The 13,498-nt window shown below is 51.8% G+C and carries 12 protein-coding genes and 1 pseudogene; 8 read left to right on the top strand and 5 right to left on the bottom strand.

What is annotated here, in order from left to right:
* Positions 1-84: 84 nt before the first annotated feature.
* The 4 genes from D9741_RS13400 to queD all read right to left on the bottom strand — a co-directional run bounded on the left by D9741_RS13400 (position 85) and on the right by queD (position 2,642).
* Complete coding sequence (locus D9741_RS13400; RefSeq protein ID WP_130214505.1) at positions 85-660, bottom strand: glycerol-3-phosphate responsive antiterminator; 576 nt, start codon at positions 658-660, stop codon at positions 85-87.
* A 16-nt stretch (positions 661-676) separates the two neighbouring features.
* Positions 677-937, bottom strand: a complete 261-nt coding sequence (locus D9741_RS13395) for a ferredoxin family protein (protein WP_130214503.1) — start codon at positions 935-937, stop codon at positions 677-679.
* Positions 928-2,199, bottom strand: a complete 1,272-nt coding sequence (locus tag D9741_RS13390) for an FAD-dependent oxidoreductase (protein ID WP_130214501.1) — start codon at positions 2,197-2,199, stop codon at positions 928-930. Before D9741_RS13390 ends, D9741_RS13395 begins: the two co-directional genes overlap by 10 nt.
* Positions 2,200-2,276: 77 nt before the next feature.
* Positions 2,277-2,642: a 6-carboxytetrahydropterin synthase QueD gene (gene queD / locus D9741_RS13385; RefSeq protein WP_001329795.1), complete on the bottom strand. Its 366-nt coding sequence runs from the start codon at positions 2,640-2,642 to the stop codon at positions 2,277-2,279.
* A 315-nt stretch (positions 2,643-2,957) separates the two neighbouring features.
* On the opposite strand from queD, the gene cysJ reads away from it, so the two are divergent.
* The 5 genes and pseudogenes from cysJ to D9741_RS13355 form a co-directional block, all read left to right on the top strand.
* Positions 2,958-4,757, top strand: a complete 1,800-nt coding sequence (gene cysJ, locus D9741_RS13380; RefSeq protein WP_130214499.1) for an NADPH-dependent assimilatory sulfite reductase flavoprotein subunit — start codon at positions 2,958-2,960, stop codon at positions 4,755-4,757.
* Positions 4,757-6,469, top strand: coding sequence for an assimilatory sulfite reductase (NADPH) hemoprotein subunit (cysI, locus tag D9741_RS13375; RefSeq protein WP_130214497.1), 1,713 nt, complete (start codon positions 4,757-4,759; stop codon positions 6,467-6,469). The genes cysJ and cysI overlap by 1 nt, the downstream gene beginning before the upstream one ends.
* A gap of 271 nt (positions 6,470-6,740) precedes the next feature.
* Complete coding sequence (gene cysH, locus D9741_RS13370; protein WP_130214495.1) at positions 6,741-7,475, top strand: phosphoadenosine phosphosulfate reductase; 735 nt, start codon at positions 6,741-6,743, stop codon at positions 7,473-7,475.
* A 263-nt stretch (positions 7,476-7,738) separates the two neighbouring features.
* Positions 7,739-7,891, top strand: a complete 153-nt coding sequence (locus D9741_RS13360; protein ID WP_130214493.1) for a Hok/Gef family protein — start codon at positions 7,739-7,741, stop codon at positions 7,889-7,891.
* Positions 7,892-8,085: 194 nt separating this feature from the next.
* Positions 8,086-9,075: pseudogene (locus D9741_RS13355) on the top strand (CRISPR-associated endonuclease Cas3''); the annotation flags it as partial.
* A gap of 145 nt (positions 9,076-9,220) precedes the next feature.
* Here D9741_RS13355 and iap read toward each other — a convergent pair.
* Positions 9,221-10,258, bottom strand: a complete 1,038-nt coding sequence (iap, locus tag D9741_RS13350) for an alkaline phosphatase isozyme conversion aminopeptidase (protein ID WP_130214491.1) — start codon at positions 10,256-10,258, stop codon at positions 9,221-9,223.
* A 250-nt stretch (positions 10,259-10,508) separates the two neighbouring features.
* Here iap and cysD point away from each other — a divergent pair, with 250 nt between their 5' ends.
* The 3 genes from cysD to cysC are packed head-to-tail and all read left to right on the top strand — an operon-like array spanning position 10,509 to position 13,451.
* On the top strand, positions 10,509-11,417 hold the full coding sequence (gene cysD, locus D9741_RS13345; RefSeq protein WP_130214490.1) for a sulfate adenylyltransferase subunit CysD: 909 nt from the start codon (positions 10,509-10,511) through the stop codon (positions 11,415-11,417).
* A gap of 1 nt (position 11,418) precedes the next feature.
* Entirely contained in the window at positions 11,419-12,846 is a 1,428-nt protein-coding gene (gene cysN / locus D9741_RS13340; protein ID WP_130214488.1) for a sulfate adenylyltransferase subunit CysN, read from the top strand.
* Positions 12,846-13,451 carry an adenylyl-sulfate kinase gene (gene cysC, locus D9741_RS13335; RefSeq protein ID WP_130208047.1) on the top strand — a complete coding sequence of 202 codons (606 nt, stop codon included), beginning with the start codon at positions 12,846-12,848 and terminating at the stop codon, positions 13,449-13,451. The genes cysN and cysC overlap by 1 nt, the downstream gene beginning before the upstream one ends.
* The last annotated feature ends 47 nt before the right edge of the window (positions 13,452-13,498 follow it).

Genomic DNA, 13,498 nt, shown 5'->3' with positions numbered 1-13,498 from the left:
GTCAAGCGTCGCATCAGGCGCTGAATGCCAGATTTGGCGTGCAGCCTACAAATCACACAAATTCAATTCGTTACGATTATCCCGTCAAAGCAATTTTTTCGCTAACGTCCAGACCCCGGTATTCGTGGTGGAAAGCGCCACGACACCCGCGTTAATCGCATTACGCGCATCTTCTTCATCGCACACCAACCCACCAGCAATCAGCGGTTGGCGGATTTTCTCCGTCACCCAGCCCAGCACTTTGGGCATGCAGCCTGGCAGGATCTCAATACAATCTGGGTTCGATTGTGCAACCTGCTTATCAATGTTGTGAAACGAAATCGAATCGACAATAAACAGACGATGAATACAGAAAAAACCTTCCGCTCTTGCCGCTTTCAGCATCGATGCTTTCGTGCTGATAATACCGTCCGCTTCAGTCACCAGTTTCAGAAACTGAATCACCACTTCTTTGTTCGATGCGCCTTCCAGCAAATCAACATGAATAAAAGCATATTTCCCGGCATTTTTAATCTTTTTGACGATATGACTGATGGTGCAGATATTGCCGTACAACACGGAAATAAACCGGCATTCAGAGTCGATTGCCAGTTGCAGGCTGGCATTGTCTTTAACGGCAGCAATCACCGGATTCTGGCGGAGCAGGTGTAAGAGGGACATAAATTATCCTTGTTATTTATCCAAAGCGGTAGGTGATGCCGAATCCGGAAGGTGGATAGCGCCACTGTTGTAGTGTTTTTTCGTCGCACAGCAAACGGCAGGTTCCGCACTCAAGGCAACTGCGATAATCAATACATAAGTCACCTTCTGGTGTGAGCGAAAAAAGACCAGCCGGACAGGCGTTAATCAACCGTTCTGCCGTCTGACGCTCAACGGCGTCTGCCGGAACAATGTGCGGCGCATCAGCAACGCGCCAGAGATTACGGGCTACAGACATCGCAGACTCCTGATAACATCGCCCGCCAGATGCCACAAGCCGTGACGACGTAAATGACGCCAGAGCAACTGGCGCAGCGGCGGAACAGGTTTATCACCCTGATCCCATAAATCACGGGAAATATCCTGCATTAACGCAGGCCACGTACGGTACCATCCCGGGCGTTGCAAAAGCGCCGGAACATGCTGATAACGTTGTAGAACATCCCACAGCTGACTGCGTTCTATGTTTTGATGATAAAGCGGAAACAGATTTTGCGGCTCGCGGTGCTGGCAGGCGCTTATCAGCGTTTGTGCCGCCGCCTGTGCGCCAGTCAGCGCCATATCCATGCCGCGTACGGAAATTCCGGTATTGACGCAACTGCGTAACGCATCGCCCACCAGTAGCCAGCCGTTACCGGCGTATTGCACCGGCATACTGTGCAGGCCACCTTCTGGCACCAGATGCGCGCCATACTCCAGCGATTCCGTGTTTTTGATAAGCGGGCGCACTGCCGGATGCGTTTTAAAGCGGGCCAGCAGCTCGCTTGTCGGAACACGACTTTGCGTAAGGGAAGAGAGCGGGCAAACAATCCCTAACGAGAGTGTTTGTTGATTAGTATAAAGAAATGCGCCGCCGGGCAAGTCATCACAGATTTCGCCGCTGAACAGCAACGCTGCGCCTTCGTTATTCTCCAGATGAAAACGTTCTTCAATAGCGGATGGTTCCAGCGCAAGCACTTCTTTGATTCCTAACGCCATTGATTCGCCAGCAGGGCGGGTAACTAATCCATGGCGTTCTGCCAGGAGGCTATTGGCACCTTCTGCCAGGACGACATAACGGGCGCGGAGAATATCGTCACCACAGATAACGCCACACACTCTGCCGTTTTCTTCATACAGTGCATCCACCGTCGCACCAGGGATACACTCGACACCTTCTTTTTCGGCTTCGGCAACCAGCCACGGATCGAATCGCGGGCGTAACACGCTCCATGATTCACCGCTGGGCAGTAAGCTGGAAAATGTCGTGGCACCATCTGGTGTTAATAAAGAAAGGCTTTCGTGGGTGATGCGACGCTCAAGGGGCGCGGTCAGATGAAATTGCGGGAGGAGTTCAGCGAGCGCATGGGTATATAAACGCCCGCCGGAAAGGTTTTTACTGCCGGGAATTTCAGCGCGTTCCAGTAACAGAACGGACAAACCTGCCCGCGCGCAGCGTAAAGCACAAGCGGTGCCTGCTATACCCGCACCGATGATAATAATGTCGCAGTCATCTTCCATGGTGTGCTCCAGATATCCTGAGCGCAACACCCTAACATAGCGTTACTTAAGGGAAATTGACCGCCGACACACTCTTATCATTCGCCGCGATAGATACAGCCTGCAGTGCAGGTTTCTTTCACCATCACTGCACTTAATAGCGGCACAACGGGTTTAACTTGATCCCAAATCCATTTTGCTAAAACTTCGCTGGTTGGGTTTTCCAGACCGGGTATATCATTGAGGTAATAGTGGTCGAGGCGATCGTAGGTCGGTTTAAACGCCGCTTTCAGTTCAGCGAAATCGATAATCCAGCCCGTATGCGGATCGACTTCCCCTGTGATTTCCAGGCGCACCATAAAAGAATGCCCGTGTAAGCGCCCGCACTTATGTCCCTCTGGGACGTGCGGCAGACGGTGAGCGGCTTCGAAGGTGAAATCTTTAAATAACGTGGTGGACATCATAATTTCTCTACAGGACGATAAAACCGCCGTAGAGTACCGGAAAGCCTGTTTTTTCGCATTACTAAAAACGGGTTTGTTGCGCAAAATGACCGATTTAACTTAATTGCGGTCGATATTTATTTATTTTTCATTGAGTTAATAAATCTATTTTGTTGTTAAAGACTATTGCTAAAACAGGTTAGTCGATTTGGTTATTAGTTATCGCTATCCCGTCTTTAATCCACCCCCTTTGCGCCGTTAACCTTACCTTCTCTTCTGTTTTATGGGCGCTGACAGGGCCGATAAACAGCTTTGCTTACTGGAACATAACGACGCATGACGACACAGGTCCCACCTTCCGCGTTGCTTCCGTTGAACCCGGAGCAACTGGCACGCCTTCAGGCGGCCACTACCGATTTAACGCCCGCCCAGCTTGCCTGGGTTTCTGGCTATTTCTGGGGCGTGCTCAATCAGCAGCCTGCTACGCTTGCAGCGACGCCAGCGCCCGCCGCAGAAATGCCGGGTATTACTATTATCTCCGCTTCGCAAACCGGCAATGCGCGTCGGGTCGCCGAAGCGTTACGCGATGACTTATTAGCGGTAAAACTGAACGTTAAGCTGGTGAACGCGGGCGACTATAAATTCAAACAAATCGCCAGCGAAAAACTGCTCATCGTAGTGACGTCAACGCAAGGAGAAGGGGAACCGCCGGAAGAAGCCGTCGCGCTGCATAAGTTTCTGTTCTCCAAAAAAGCGCCGAAGCTGGAAAACACCGCATTTGCCGTGTTTAGCCTCGGCGATAGCTCTTATGAATTTTTCTGCCAGTCCGGGAAAGATTTTGACAGCAAGCTGGCGGAACTGGGCGGTGAACGCCTGCTCGACCGTGTCGATGCCGACGTTGAATACCAGGCCGCTGCCAGCGAGTGGCGCGCCCGCGTGGTTGATGCGCTTAAATCGCGCGCGCCTGTCGCAGCACCTTCACAATCCGTCGCTACTGGCGCGGTAAATGATATCCACACCAGCCCGTACAGCAAAGACGCGCCACTGGTGGCGAGCCTTTTGGTTAACCAGAAAATTACCGGACGTAACTCTGAAAAAGACGTTCGCCATATCGAAATTGACTTAGGTGACTCGGGCCTGCGTTACCAGCCGGGCGATGCGCTGGGCGTCTGGTATCAGAACGATCCGGCACTGGTGAAAGAACTTGCCGAACTGCTGTGGCTGAAAGGCGATGAACCTGTCACCGTTGAGGGCAAAACTTTGCCTCTGAACGAGGCGCTACAGTGGCACTTCGAACTGACCGTCAACACCGCCAATATCGTTGAGAACTACGCTACCTTAACGCGCAGCGAAATGCTGCTGCCGCTGGTGGGCGATAAAGCGAAGTTGCAGCATTACGCCGCGACCACGCCGTTTGTCGACATGGTGCGTTTCTCTCCGGCACAGCTGGATGCCGAAGCGCTGATTAACCTGCTGCGCCCGCTGACCCCGCGCCTGTATTCCATCGCCTCCTCGCAGGCTGAAGTCGAGAACGAAGTACACGTCACCGTTGGCGTGGTGCGTTACGACGTGGAAGGCCGCGCCCGTGCCGGTGGTGCCTCCAGCTTCCTCGCGGACCGCGTGGAAGAAGAGGGCGAAGTCCGCGTCTTTATCGAACATAACGACAACTTCCGCCTGCCTGCTAACCCGGAAACCCCGGTGATTATGATTGGCCCAGGTACAGGTATTGCGCCGTTCCGCGCCTTTATGCAGCAACGTGCTGCCGACGAAGCGCCGGGCAAAAACTGGCTTTTCTTCGGCAACCCACACTTTACGGAAGATTTCCTCTACCAGGTGGAATGGCAGCGTTACGTGAAAGAAGGCGTGCTGACGCGCATCGATCTCGCCTGGTCGCGCGATCAAAAAGAAAAAGTTTACGTACAAGACAAACTGCGCGAACAGGGCGCGGAGCTGTGGCGCTGGATCAATGACGGTGCCCACATTTATGTCTGCGGCGACGCTAATCGCATGGCGAAAGACGTTGAACAGGCACTTCTGGAAGTGATTGCCGAATTTGGTGGCATGGACACCGAAGCGGCGGATGAATTTTTAAGTGAGCTGCGCGTAGAGCGCCGTTATCAGCGAGATGTCTACTAATGAGCGAAAAACATCCAGGGCCTTTAGTGGTCGAAGGTAAACTGGCAGACGCCGAGCGCATGAAGCTTGAAAGCAACTATCTGCGCGGCACGATTGCTGAAGATTTAAATGACGGCCTGACCGGTGGGTTTAAGGGCGATAACTTCCTGCTGATCCGTTTCCACGGTATGTATCAGCAGGATGACCGTGACATCCGCGCTGAACGTGCTGAGCAGAAGCTGGAACCGCGCCACGCCATGATGCTGCGCTGCCGTTTGCCTGGCGGTATTATCACCACCAAACAGTGGCAGGCGATCGACAAATTTGCGGTGGAAAACACCATTTACGGTAGCATCCGCCTGACCAACCGTCAGACGTTTCAGTTCCACGGTATTCTGAAAAAGAACGTCAAACCTGCGCACCAGATGCTGCACTCGGTCGGTCTGGATGCGTTAGCCACCGCCAACGACATGAACCGTAACGTGTTGTGCACCTCGAACCCGTATGAGTCGCAACTGCACGCAGAAGCGTACGAGTGGGCGAAGAAGATCTCTGAGCATCTGCTGCCGCGCACCCGCGCCTATGCGGAGATCTGGCTCGATCAGGAGAAAGTCGCCACCACTGATGAAGAACCGATCCTCGGTCAGACCTATCTGCCGCGTAAGTTCAAAACCACGGTAGTGATCCCGCCGCAGAACGATATCGATCTGCACGCCAACGACATGAACTTCGTGGCGATAGCGGAAAACGGTAAACTGGTGGGCTTCAACCTGCTGGTGGGCGGTGGGCTTTCCATCGAGCATGGTAACAAGAAAACCTACGCCCGCACCGCGAGCGAATTTGGTTATCTGCCGCTGGAGCATACGCTGGCGGTAGCGGAAGCGGTGGTCACGACCCAGCGCGACTGGGGCAACCGTACCGACCGCAAAAACGCGAAAACCAAATACACGCTGGAGCGCGTGGGTGTTGAGACGTTTAAGGCGGAAGTTGAACGCCGCGCGGGGATCAAATTTGAACCGATCCGCCCGTATGAATTTACCGGACGTGGCGATCGCATCGGCTGGGTAAAAGGGATCGACGATAAATGGCACCTGACGCTGTTTATCGAAAATGGCCGCATTCTCGATTATCCGGGGCGTCCGCTGAAAACCGGCCTGCTGGAGATCGCGAAGATCCACAAAGGCGATTTCCGCATTACGGCGAACCAGAATCTGATCATCGCCGGTGTGCCGGAAAGCGAGAAAGCGAAGATCGAGAAGATCGCCAAAGAGAGCGGGTTGATGAATGCCGTCACGCCGCAGCGTGAAAACTCAATGGCCTGCGTGTCATTCCCGACTTGCCCGCTGGCGATGGCGGAAGCGGAGCGTTTCCTGCCGTCTTTTATCGACAACATCGATAATTTAATGGCGAAACATGGTGTCAGCGATGAGCATATTGTAATGCGTGTAACAGGCTGCCCGAACGGTTGTGGTCGCGCGATGCTGGCGGAAGTGGGTCTGGTAGGTAAAGCGCCGGGTCGCTACAACCTGCATCTTGGCGGCAACCGCATGGGGACACGTATCCCACGGATGTATAAAGAAAACATCACCGAGCCGGAAATCCTGGCGTCGCTTGATGAACTAATAGGGCGCTGGGCGAAAGAGCGTGAAGCGGGTGAAGGCTTCGGCGACTTTACGGTGCGTGCGGGCATCATTCGCCCGGTGCTCGACCCGGCGCGGGATCTGTGGGATTAACCATCAGCCCGGTCTTGTAGGTCTGATAAGACGCGACAGCGTCGCATCAGGCAAGTTGGCACCTTTGCCGGATGCGGTGAACGCCTTATCCGGCCTACGGTTCAGCCCGGTTTTGTAGGCCTGATAAGACGCGTTAGCGTCGCATCAGGCAAATTGGCACCTTTGCCGGATGCGGCGTAAACGCCTTATCCGGCCTACGGTTCAGCCCGGTCTTGTAGGCCTGATAAGACGCATAAGCGTCGCATCAGGCAAGGCAAACAGTGAGGAACTTATGTCCAAACTCGATCTAAACGCCCTGAACGAACTGCCAAAGGTAGACCGGATTCTGGCGCTGGCGGAAACTAACGCCGAACTGGAAAAACTGGACGCTGAAGGCCGCGTTGCCTGGGCGCTGGATAATCTGCCCGGTGAATATGTGCTTTCTTCCAGCTTCGGCATTCAGGCGGCGGTGAGCCTGCATCTGGTGAATCTGATTCGCCCGGATATTCCGGTGATCCTCACTGATACGGGTTACTTGTTCCCGGAAACTTACCGCTTTATTGACGAGTTAACGGACAAACTCAAGCTCAACCTGAAAGTTTACCGCGCTACCGAAAGCGCCGCCTGGCAGGAAGCACGCTACGGCAAACTGTGGGAGCAGGGCGTTGAAGGCATTGAAAAATACAATGACATCAACAAAGTCGAACCGATGAACCGGGCGCTGAAAGAACTGAATGCGCAAACGTGGTTTGCTGGCCTGCGCCGTGAACAATCAGGCAGCCGTGCCAATTTACCGGTGCTGGCAATTCAGCGTGGCGTATTTAAAGTGCTGCCGATTATCGACTGGGATAACCGAACAATTTATCAGTACCTGCAAAAACATGGCCTGAAATATCACCCATTATGGGACGAAGGATATTTATCGGTGGGAGATACCCATACAACCCGTAAATGGGAACCCGGCATGGCGGAAGAAGAAACGCGTTTCTTTGGCTTAAAAAGGGAATGTGGATTACACGAAGGGTAAATATTGCCGGATAAAATAAACGCCTCTGTCAGAAATGATGGGGGCGTTTTTATTTTGCGAGCAGCATTCCTGATTTTAAACGTGAACGTCGCTGGAAGAATTAACAGGTATAGAATGGCGTTGGGTGCTTGAGGCTGTCTGGCGTTAAGCATTCGCGAGGTTCCAGATGGACAAAAGCCCCAGGCGATATTTCTATCAACCTGAGGCTTACGTTCGAACCCAACAATTCGAATGTTAGTCTCTTCTTTGCAGGGAGGCAAGACATGCTGACAAAATATGCCCTTGCGGCAATCATCGTACTGTGTTGTACAGTACTGGGATTCACGCTGATGGTAGGCGACTCGTTGTGTGAGTTGAGTATCAGAGAACGTGGTATGGAGTTTAAGGCTGTTCTCGCTTACGAATCGAAGAAGTAGCCACCACGCGGGGGTAAAACCCCGCGTACTGAATTGTGATGGTTTGGTCTCCTGCACCCTTTTTTAATTTATATTGTTTATGTGAATATTATGCCTGTATTTATTATTCATATATATTACGGATGAAAGTCATTTAATTATTCATAATGCAGATATTTTATTGAACGATATATATCACAGATAATTTTTAATATATGCGTAAATATCCTTTAAGTTTTACTGAAGGATAAAAACATTGTGACTTTCTTTGATTTCTGGGGAAAAACCCGACGTGGCGAAAAAGAGGGTGGTGACGACTATCACCTTCTTTGCTGGCATTCGCTGGATGTAGCCGCAATGGCTATTTAATGGTTAAAAGCAACTGCTTCGGGCTGGCTGACTATTTTCGTCAATTAGGTTTCGCTGACACGGAGCAGGCAGCACAATTTTTCGCCTGGTTGTTGTGCTGGCACGATACTGGAAAATTTGCCCGCTCATTTCAGCAACTTTACCTGCACCCACAACTCAAGGTTCCGGAAGGCGCAAGAAAGAATTACGAAAAGAGCTCTCATTCAACGCTGGGCTACTGGTTGTGGAATTATTATTTAAGTGAATGTCAGGAGTTGCTTCCTGCCTCTTCACTCTCTCCGCGCAAACTTAGGCGAGTGATAGAAATGTGGATGCCCGTGACGACAGGGCATCATGGTCGGCCCCCTGATCGTATTGATGAACTCGATAATTTTCTGCCTGAAGACAAAGCTGCCGCACGAGATTTTTTCCTTGAAATCAAGGCACTGTTTCCGCTCATCGAGATCCCAGAATTCTGGGATGATGACGAGGGCATTGAACTTATAAAACACATTTCCTGGTATATCTCTGCAACCGTCGTACTCGCAGACTGGACGGGATCGTCAACGCGGTTTTTTCCACGCGTCGCACGTGCTATGGATATTGAAGATTACTGGCAGAAAACTTTAGTTCAGGCTCAAAACGCATTAACCGTCTTTCCTCCAAAAGCGGAAACTGCACCTTTCACCGGAATTAATACGCTGTTTCCTTTTATTGAGCACCCGACACCGTTACAGCAAAAGGTGCTGGATCTGGATATCAGCCAGCCCGGGCCGCAATTATTTATTCTGGAAGATGTAACTGGTGCAGGTAAAACGGAAGCGGCGCTTATCCTGGCGCACAGGTTGATGGCTGCGGGTAAAGTGTTCCCCGCGCCAGCGGGGATAAACCGGATACCTCTGCTGGTCACTGTGTACACAATCAGTGTTCCCCGCGTCAGCAGGAATAAACCGAACGCGCCAACGTTCATTGGGGAACTCCCAACCCCCATTTTCAACCCCATCAAGACGCCTTCGCCAGCTCCTTCACCAACGGTAGCATTATCCGCATAACATCACGGCAGCGGCGTTCTATTCTTCCAGGAAGTGCCTTATCTATATGCTGTTGATTATCCAGTCTTACGTCATGCCAGCTATTTCCTGCAGGGAATGCGGCTGTTTTTGCTCGTTGCTGATAACCATCCTTATTCCCAAGATTCCAGTTTGTCGCTTCCACCGAAAGTACAGCAATGCCCGCTTTGTCGAATATTTCTGCGTCATTACAACACCCAGTGCCTTTCGGATAGTTTTTATTCAAACCTGGATTTGTGGTGGCGGCAATTCCATGACTGCGGGCAATTGCCAGCGCCCGGTCGCGCGTTAATTTCCTTACTGCTTCAGGTGTTTTTACGCCACTGTTGAAATACAGCTTATCGCCAACAATCAGATTATCGAGGTTAATCACCAATAAAGTATTTTTCTTTTCGGTATCACTCATGCGCTTGAGTAAATTCTCAGCGCCTAATTTCCCTTCCTCTTCACCACTGGTGGCAATAAAACGAATCCCATACTCAGTCGGAATATCTTTCAGGCGTTCAGCCAGCTCCAGCATGACACCTAAACCTGCGGCATTATCATCCATTCCTTGTAACGTCAGCCCGCCGAGATTGGCATCTGCATCTGCGTCGCTCTGCGGGGCATAGGTATCCAGATGCGCCATAATGATGATCTGCTGCGGCGCTTTGCCTTCATGAGCGGCAATCACCGTACTTCCCGTCACGTTGTGCCAGTTTTTACGGTTATCGCGTGCGGTATAAATATATCGGCTATTAAATGTTCGAATATCACTGCGGTAACCCATTTGCTGAAACTGTTGCCGAATATAATCGGCAGATAACATTTCTGCGGGTGTTCCGGTCATTCGTCCCGGAAAGAAAGTGGCAATATGTCGCGCCTGTGTATTGGCAAAATCACCAGGTTTAGGTGATGAGGCGTGAACGGGGAGAATAAAGCATACGCCGAGCGCCAGGGCAGCGGTACGGTGGCGCAATGCGGAAAACATAGTGAGTCCTTAAATACCATGCAAAATTTTTACCGCCATAGTATGAAACTGCCGCTGCGTTAAAACAATTTCAAATCTTCCTAAACGCCCGAAATTCGGTAGCTTAAGCACTTTTTGATATTTGCTTTGCCAAAGCGTTATTCCGTTAAGGAACTACTCATTCCAATTGGTAATTTCATTCGTTCTCCTGGGCTCCCTATAGTCGAAACATCTGATGGCAAGAAAATAGCGGTATTGCAAAGGAACGGTTATGGATCAAAAACGACTTACCCACCTGCGGCAACTGGAGGCGGAAAGCATCCACATCATTCGCGAGGTGGCGGCAGAATTCTCAAATCCGGTGATGCTCTACTCTATCGGTAAAGATTCCAGCGTCATGCTGCATCTGGCGCGCAAGGCGTTTTATCCAGGTACGCTGCCGTTCCCACTGCTGCATGTCGATACCGGCTGGAAATTCCGCGAGATGTATGAGTTCCGCGATCGTACGGCTAAAGCTTACGGCTGCGAGCTGCTGGTGCATAAAAACCCGGAAGGCGTGGCGATGGGGATTAACCCGTTCGTGCACGGCAGCGCCAAACATACCGACATTATGAAAACCGAAGGTTTGAAACAGGCACTGAATAAATACGGTTTTGATGCCGCTTTTGGTGGCGCACGTCGCGATGAAGAGAAGTCCCGCGCCAAAGAACGAATCTACTCTTTCCGTGACCGATTTCATCGCTGGGATCCGAAAAACCAGCGTCCGGAGTTGTGGCACAACTATAACGGGCAGATCAACAAAGGCGAAAGTATCCGCGTCTTCCCGCTCTCTAACTGGACCGAGCAGGATATCTGGCAATACATCTGGCTGGAAAATATCGACATTGTTCCGCTGTATCTCGCTGCGGAACGTCCGGTTCTGGAACGCGACGGTATGTTGATGATGATTGATGACGACCGTATCGACCTGCAACCGGGTGAAGTGATTAAAAAACGGATGGTTCGCTTCCGCACGCTGGGCTGCTGGCCGCTGACCGGTGCGGTGGAGTCAAATGCACAAACGCTGCCGGAGATCATCGAAGAGATGCTGGTTTCCACCACCAGTGAACGTCAGGGGCGCGTGATTGACCGCGACCAGGCAGGCTCTATGGAGCTGAAAAAACGTCAGGGGTATTTTTAAGATGAACACCGCACTTGCACAACAAATCGCCAATGAAGGCGGCGTCGAAGCCTGGATGATTGCGCAACAACATAAAAGCCTGCTGCGTTTTCTGACCTGTGGTAGCGTCGATGACGGCAAAAGTACCCTGATTGGTCGCCTGCTGCACGATACCCGCCAAATCTACGAAGATCAGCTCTCATCGCTGCATAACGACAGTAAACGTCACGGCACCCAGGGCGAAAAACTGGATCTGGCGCTGCTGGTGGACGGCCTGCAAGCGGAACGCGAACAGGGCATCACAATCGATGTGGCTTATCGCTATTTCTCCACCGAGAAGCGTAAATTTATTATCGCCGATACCCCTGGGCACGAGCAGTACACCCGCAATATGGCGACTGGCGCGTCAACGTGTGAGCTGGCGATCTTATTGATCGACGCCCGTAAAGGCGTGCTCGATCAAACCCGTCGTCACAGTTTTATCTCCACGCTGTTGGGGATCAAACATCTGGTCGTAGCGATCAACAAAATGGATCTGGTGGATTACAGTGAAGAGACATTCACCCGCATTCGTGAAGACTACCTGACTTTTGCCGAACAATTGCCGGGCAATCTGGATATTCGCTTTGTGCCGCTCTCTGCGCTGGAAGGCGACAATGTAGCTTCGCAAAGTGAAAGAATGCCGTGGTACAGCGGCCCAACATTACTTGAAGTGCTGGAAACCGTGGAGATTCAGCGAGTGGTTGATGCCCAGCCGATGCGCTTCCCGGTTCAGTACGTTAACCGCCCTAATCTCGATTTTCGTGGCTACGCCGGAACGCTGGCTTCCGGCAGCGTGCAAGTCGGGCAACGTGTCAAAGTGCTGCCCTCTGGTGTGGAGTCAAGCATCGCGCGGATCGTCACTTTTGATGGCGATCGCGAAGAAGCTTTTGCTGGAGAAGCGATCACCCTGGTGCTGACGGACGAGATCGATATCAGCCGTGGCGATCTGCTGCTGACAGCAGATGAAGCGTTACCGGCAGTGCAGAGCGCGTCAGTTGATGTGGTATGGATGGCGGAGCAACCGCTTTCCCCTGGGCAGAGTTACGACATCAAAATCGCCGGTAAGAAGACGCGCGCCCGCGTTGATGGTATTCACTATCAGGTTGATATTAATAACCTTACCCAACGCGAAGTTGAAAACCTGCCACTGAATGGGATCGGCCTCGTGGATCTCACCTTTGACGAGCCGCTGGTGTTAGATCGTTATCAACAAAATCCGGTGACGGGTGGGCTGATTTTTATCGATCGCCTGAGCAACGTGACTGTTGGTGCCGGTATGGTGCATGAGCCGAAAAACGAGGCCGCCGTTGCGCCGTCGGAATTTAGCGCATTCGAGCTGGAGCTGAATGCGTTAGTACGCCGCCACTTCCCTCACTGGGGAGCGCGCGATTTACTGGGAGGTAAATGATGGCGCTGCATGACGAAAACGTCGTCTGGCATAGCCATCCGGTTACTGCACAACAACGCGAGCACCACCACGGTCATCGAGGTGTTGTGCTGTGGTTTACCGGCCTCTCTGGTTCCGGTAAATCAACGGTCGCGGGGGCGCTGGAGGAGGCGTTACATAAACTTGGCGTCAGTACATATTTACTGGATGGCGACAATGTCCGCCACGGTTTATGCAGCGATCTCGGTTTTAGCGATGCCGATCGCAAAGAAAATATCCGTCGGGTCGGTGAGGTGGCGAATTTAATGGTCGAAGCCGGACTGGTGGTGCTGACGGCGTTTATCTCACCACACCGCGCCGAACGGCAGATGGTTCGCGAACGCGTAGGAGAAGGGCGGTTTATCGAAGTGTTTGTCGATACGCCGCTGGCGATTTGTGAGTCTCGCGATCCAAAAGGCTTATATAAAAAAGCACGCGCTGGTGAACTGCGTAACTTTACCGGAATAGATTCCGTTTACGAAGCGCCTGAATCGGCAGAAATTCATCTCAATGGTGAACAATTAGTAACAAATTTGGTTCAGCAATTATTAGATCTACTGAGACAGAACGATATTATCAGATCCTGAGACACCACCGGGTTTTCATGCCCGGTTCGTCAAAGTAACAGGATCTG

It is taken from the genome of Escherichia sp. E14V7, from assembly GCF_004212225.1.
Lineage (GTDB): Bacteria > Pseudomonadota > Gammaproteobacteria > Enterobacterales > Enterobacteriaceae > Escherichia.
Note: the sequence above shows the minus strand (reverse complement) of the source record. Positions and strands in the feature narration are given on the sequence as shown.

What these genes read in the sequence shown, in the direction of transcription:
- D9741_RS13400 (WP_130214505.1), bottom strand. Translation starts at nt 660, where the DNA reads ATGTCCCTCTTACACCTGCTCCGCCAGAATCCGGTGATTGCTGCCGTT.
- D9741_RS13395 (WP_130214503.1), bottom strand. Translation starts at nt 937, where the DNA reads ATGTCTGTAGCCCGTAATCTCTGGCGCGTTGCTGATGCGCCGCACATT.
- D9741_RS13390 (WP_130214501.1), bottom strand. Translation starts at nt 2,199, where the DNA reads ATGGAAGATGACTGCGACATTATTATCATCGGTGCGGGTATAGCAGGC.
- queD (WP_001329795.1), bottom strand. Translation starts at nt 2,642, where the DNA reads ATGATGTCCACCACGTTATTTAAAGATTTCACCTTCGAAGCCGCTCAC.
- cysJ (WP_130214499.1), top strand. Translation starts at nt 2,958, where the DNA reads ATGACGACACAGGTCCCACCTTCCGCGTTGCTTCCGTTGAACCCGGAG.
- cysI (WP_130214497.1), top strand. Translation starts at nt 4,757, where the DNA reads ATGAGCGAAAAACATCCAGGGCCTTTAGTGGTCGAAGGTAAACTGGCA.
- cysH (WP_130214495.1), top strand. Translation starts at nt 6,741, where the DNA reads ATGTCCAAACTCGATCTAAACGCCCTGAACGAACTGCCAAAGGTAGAC.
- D9741_RS13360 (WP_130214493.1), top strand. Translation starts at nt 7,739, where the DNA reads ATGCTGACAAAATATGCCCTTGCGGCAATCATCGTACTGTGTTGTACA.
- iap (WP_130214491.1), bottom strand. Translation starts at nt 10,258, where the DNA reads ATGTTTTCCGCATTGCGCCACCGTACCGCTGCCCTGGCGCTCGGCGTA.
- cysD (WP_130214490.1), top strand. Translation starts at nt 10,509, where the DNA reads ATGGATCAAAAACGACTTACCCACCTGCGGCAACTGGAGGCGGAAAGC.
- cysN (WP_130214488.1), top strand. Translation starts at nt 11,419, where the DNA reads ATGAACACCGCACTTGCACAACAAATCGCCAATGAAGGCGGCGTCGAA.
- cysC (WP_130208047.1), top strand. Translation starts at nt 12,846, where the DNA reads ATGGCGCTGCATGACGAAAACGTCGTCTGGCATAGCCATCCGGTTACT.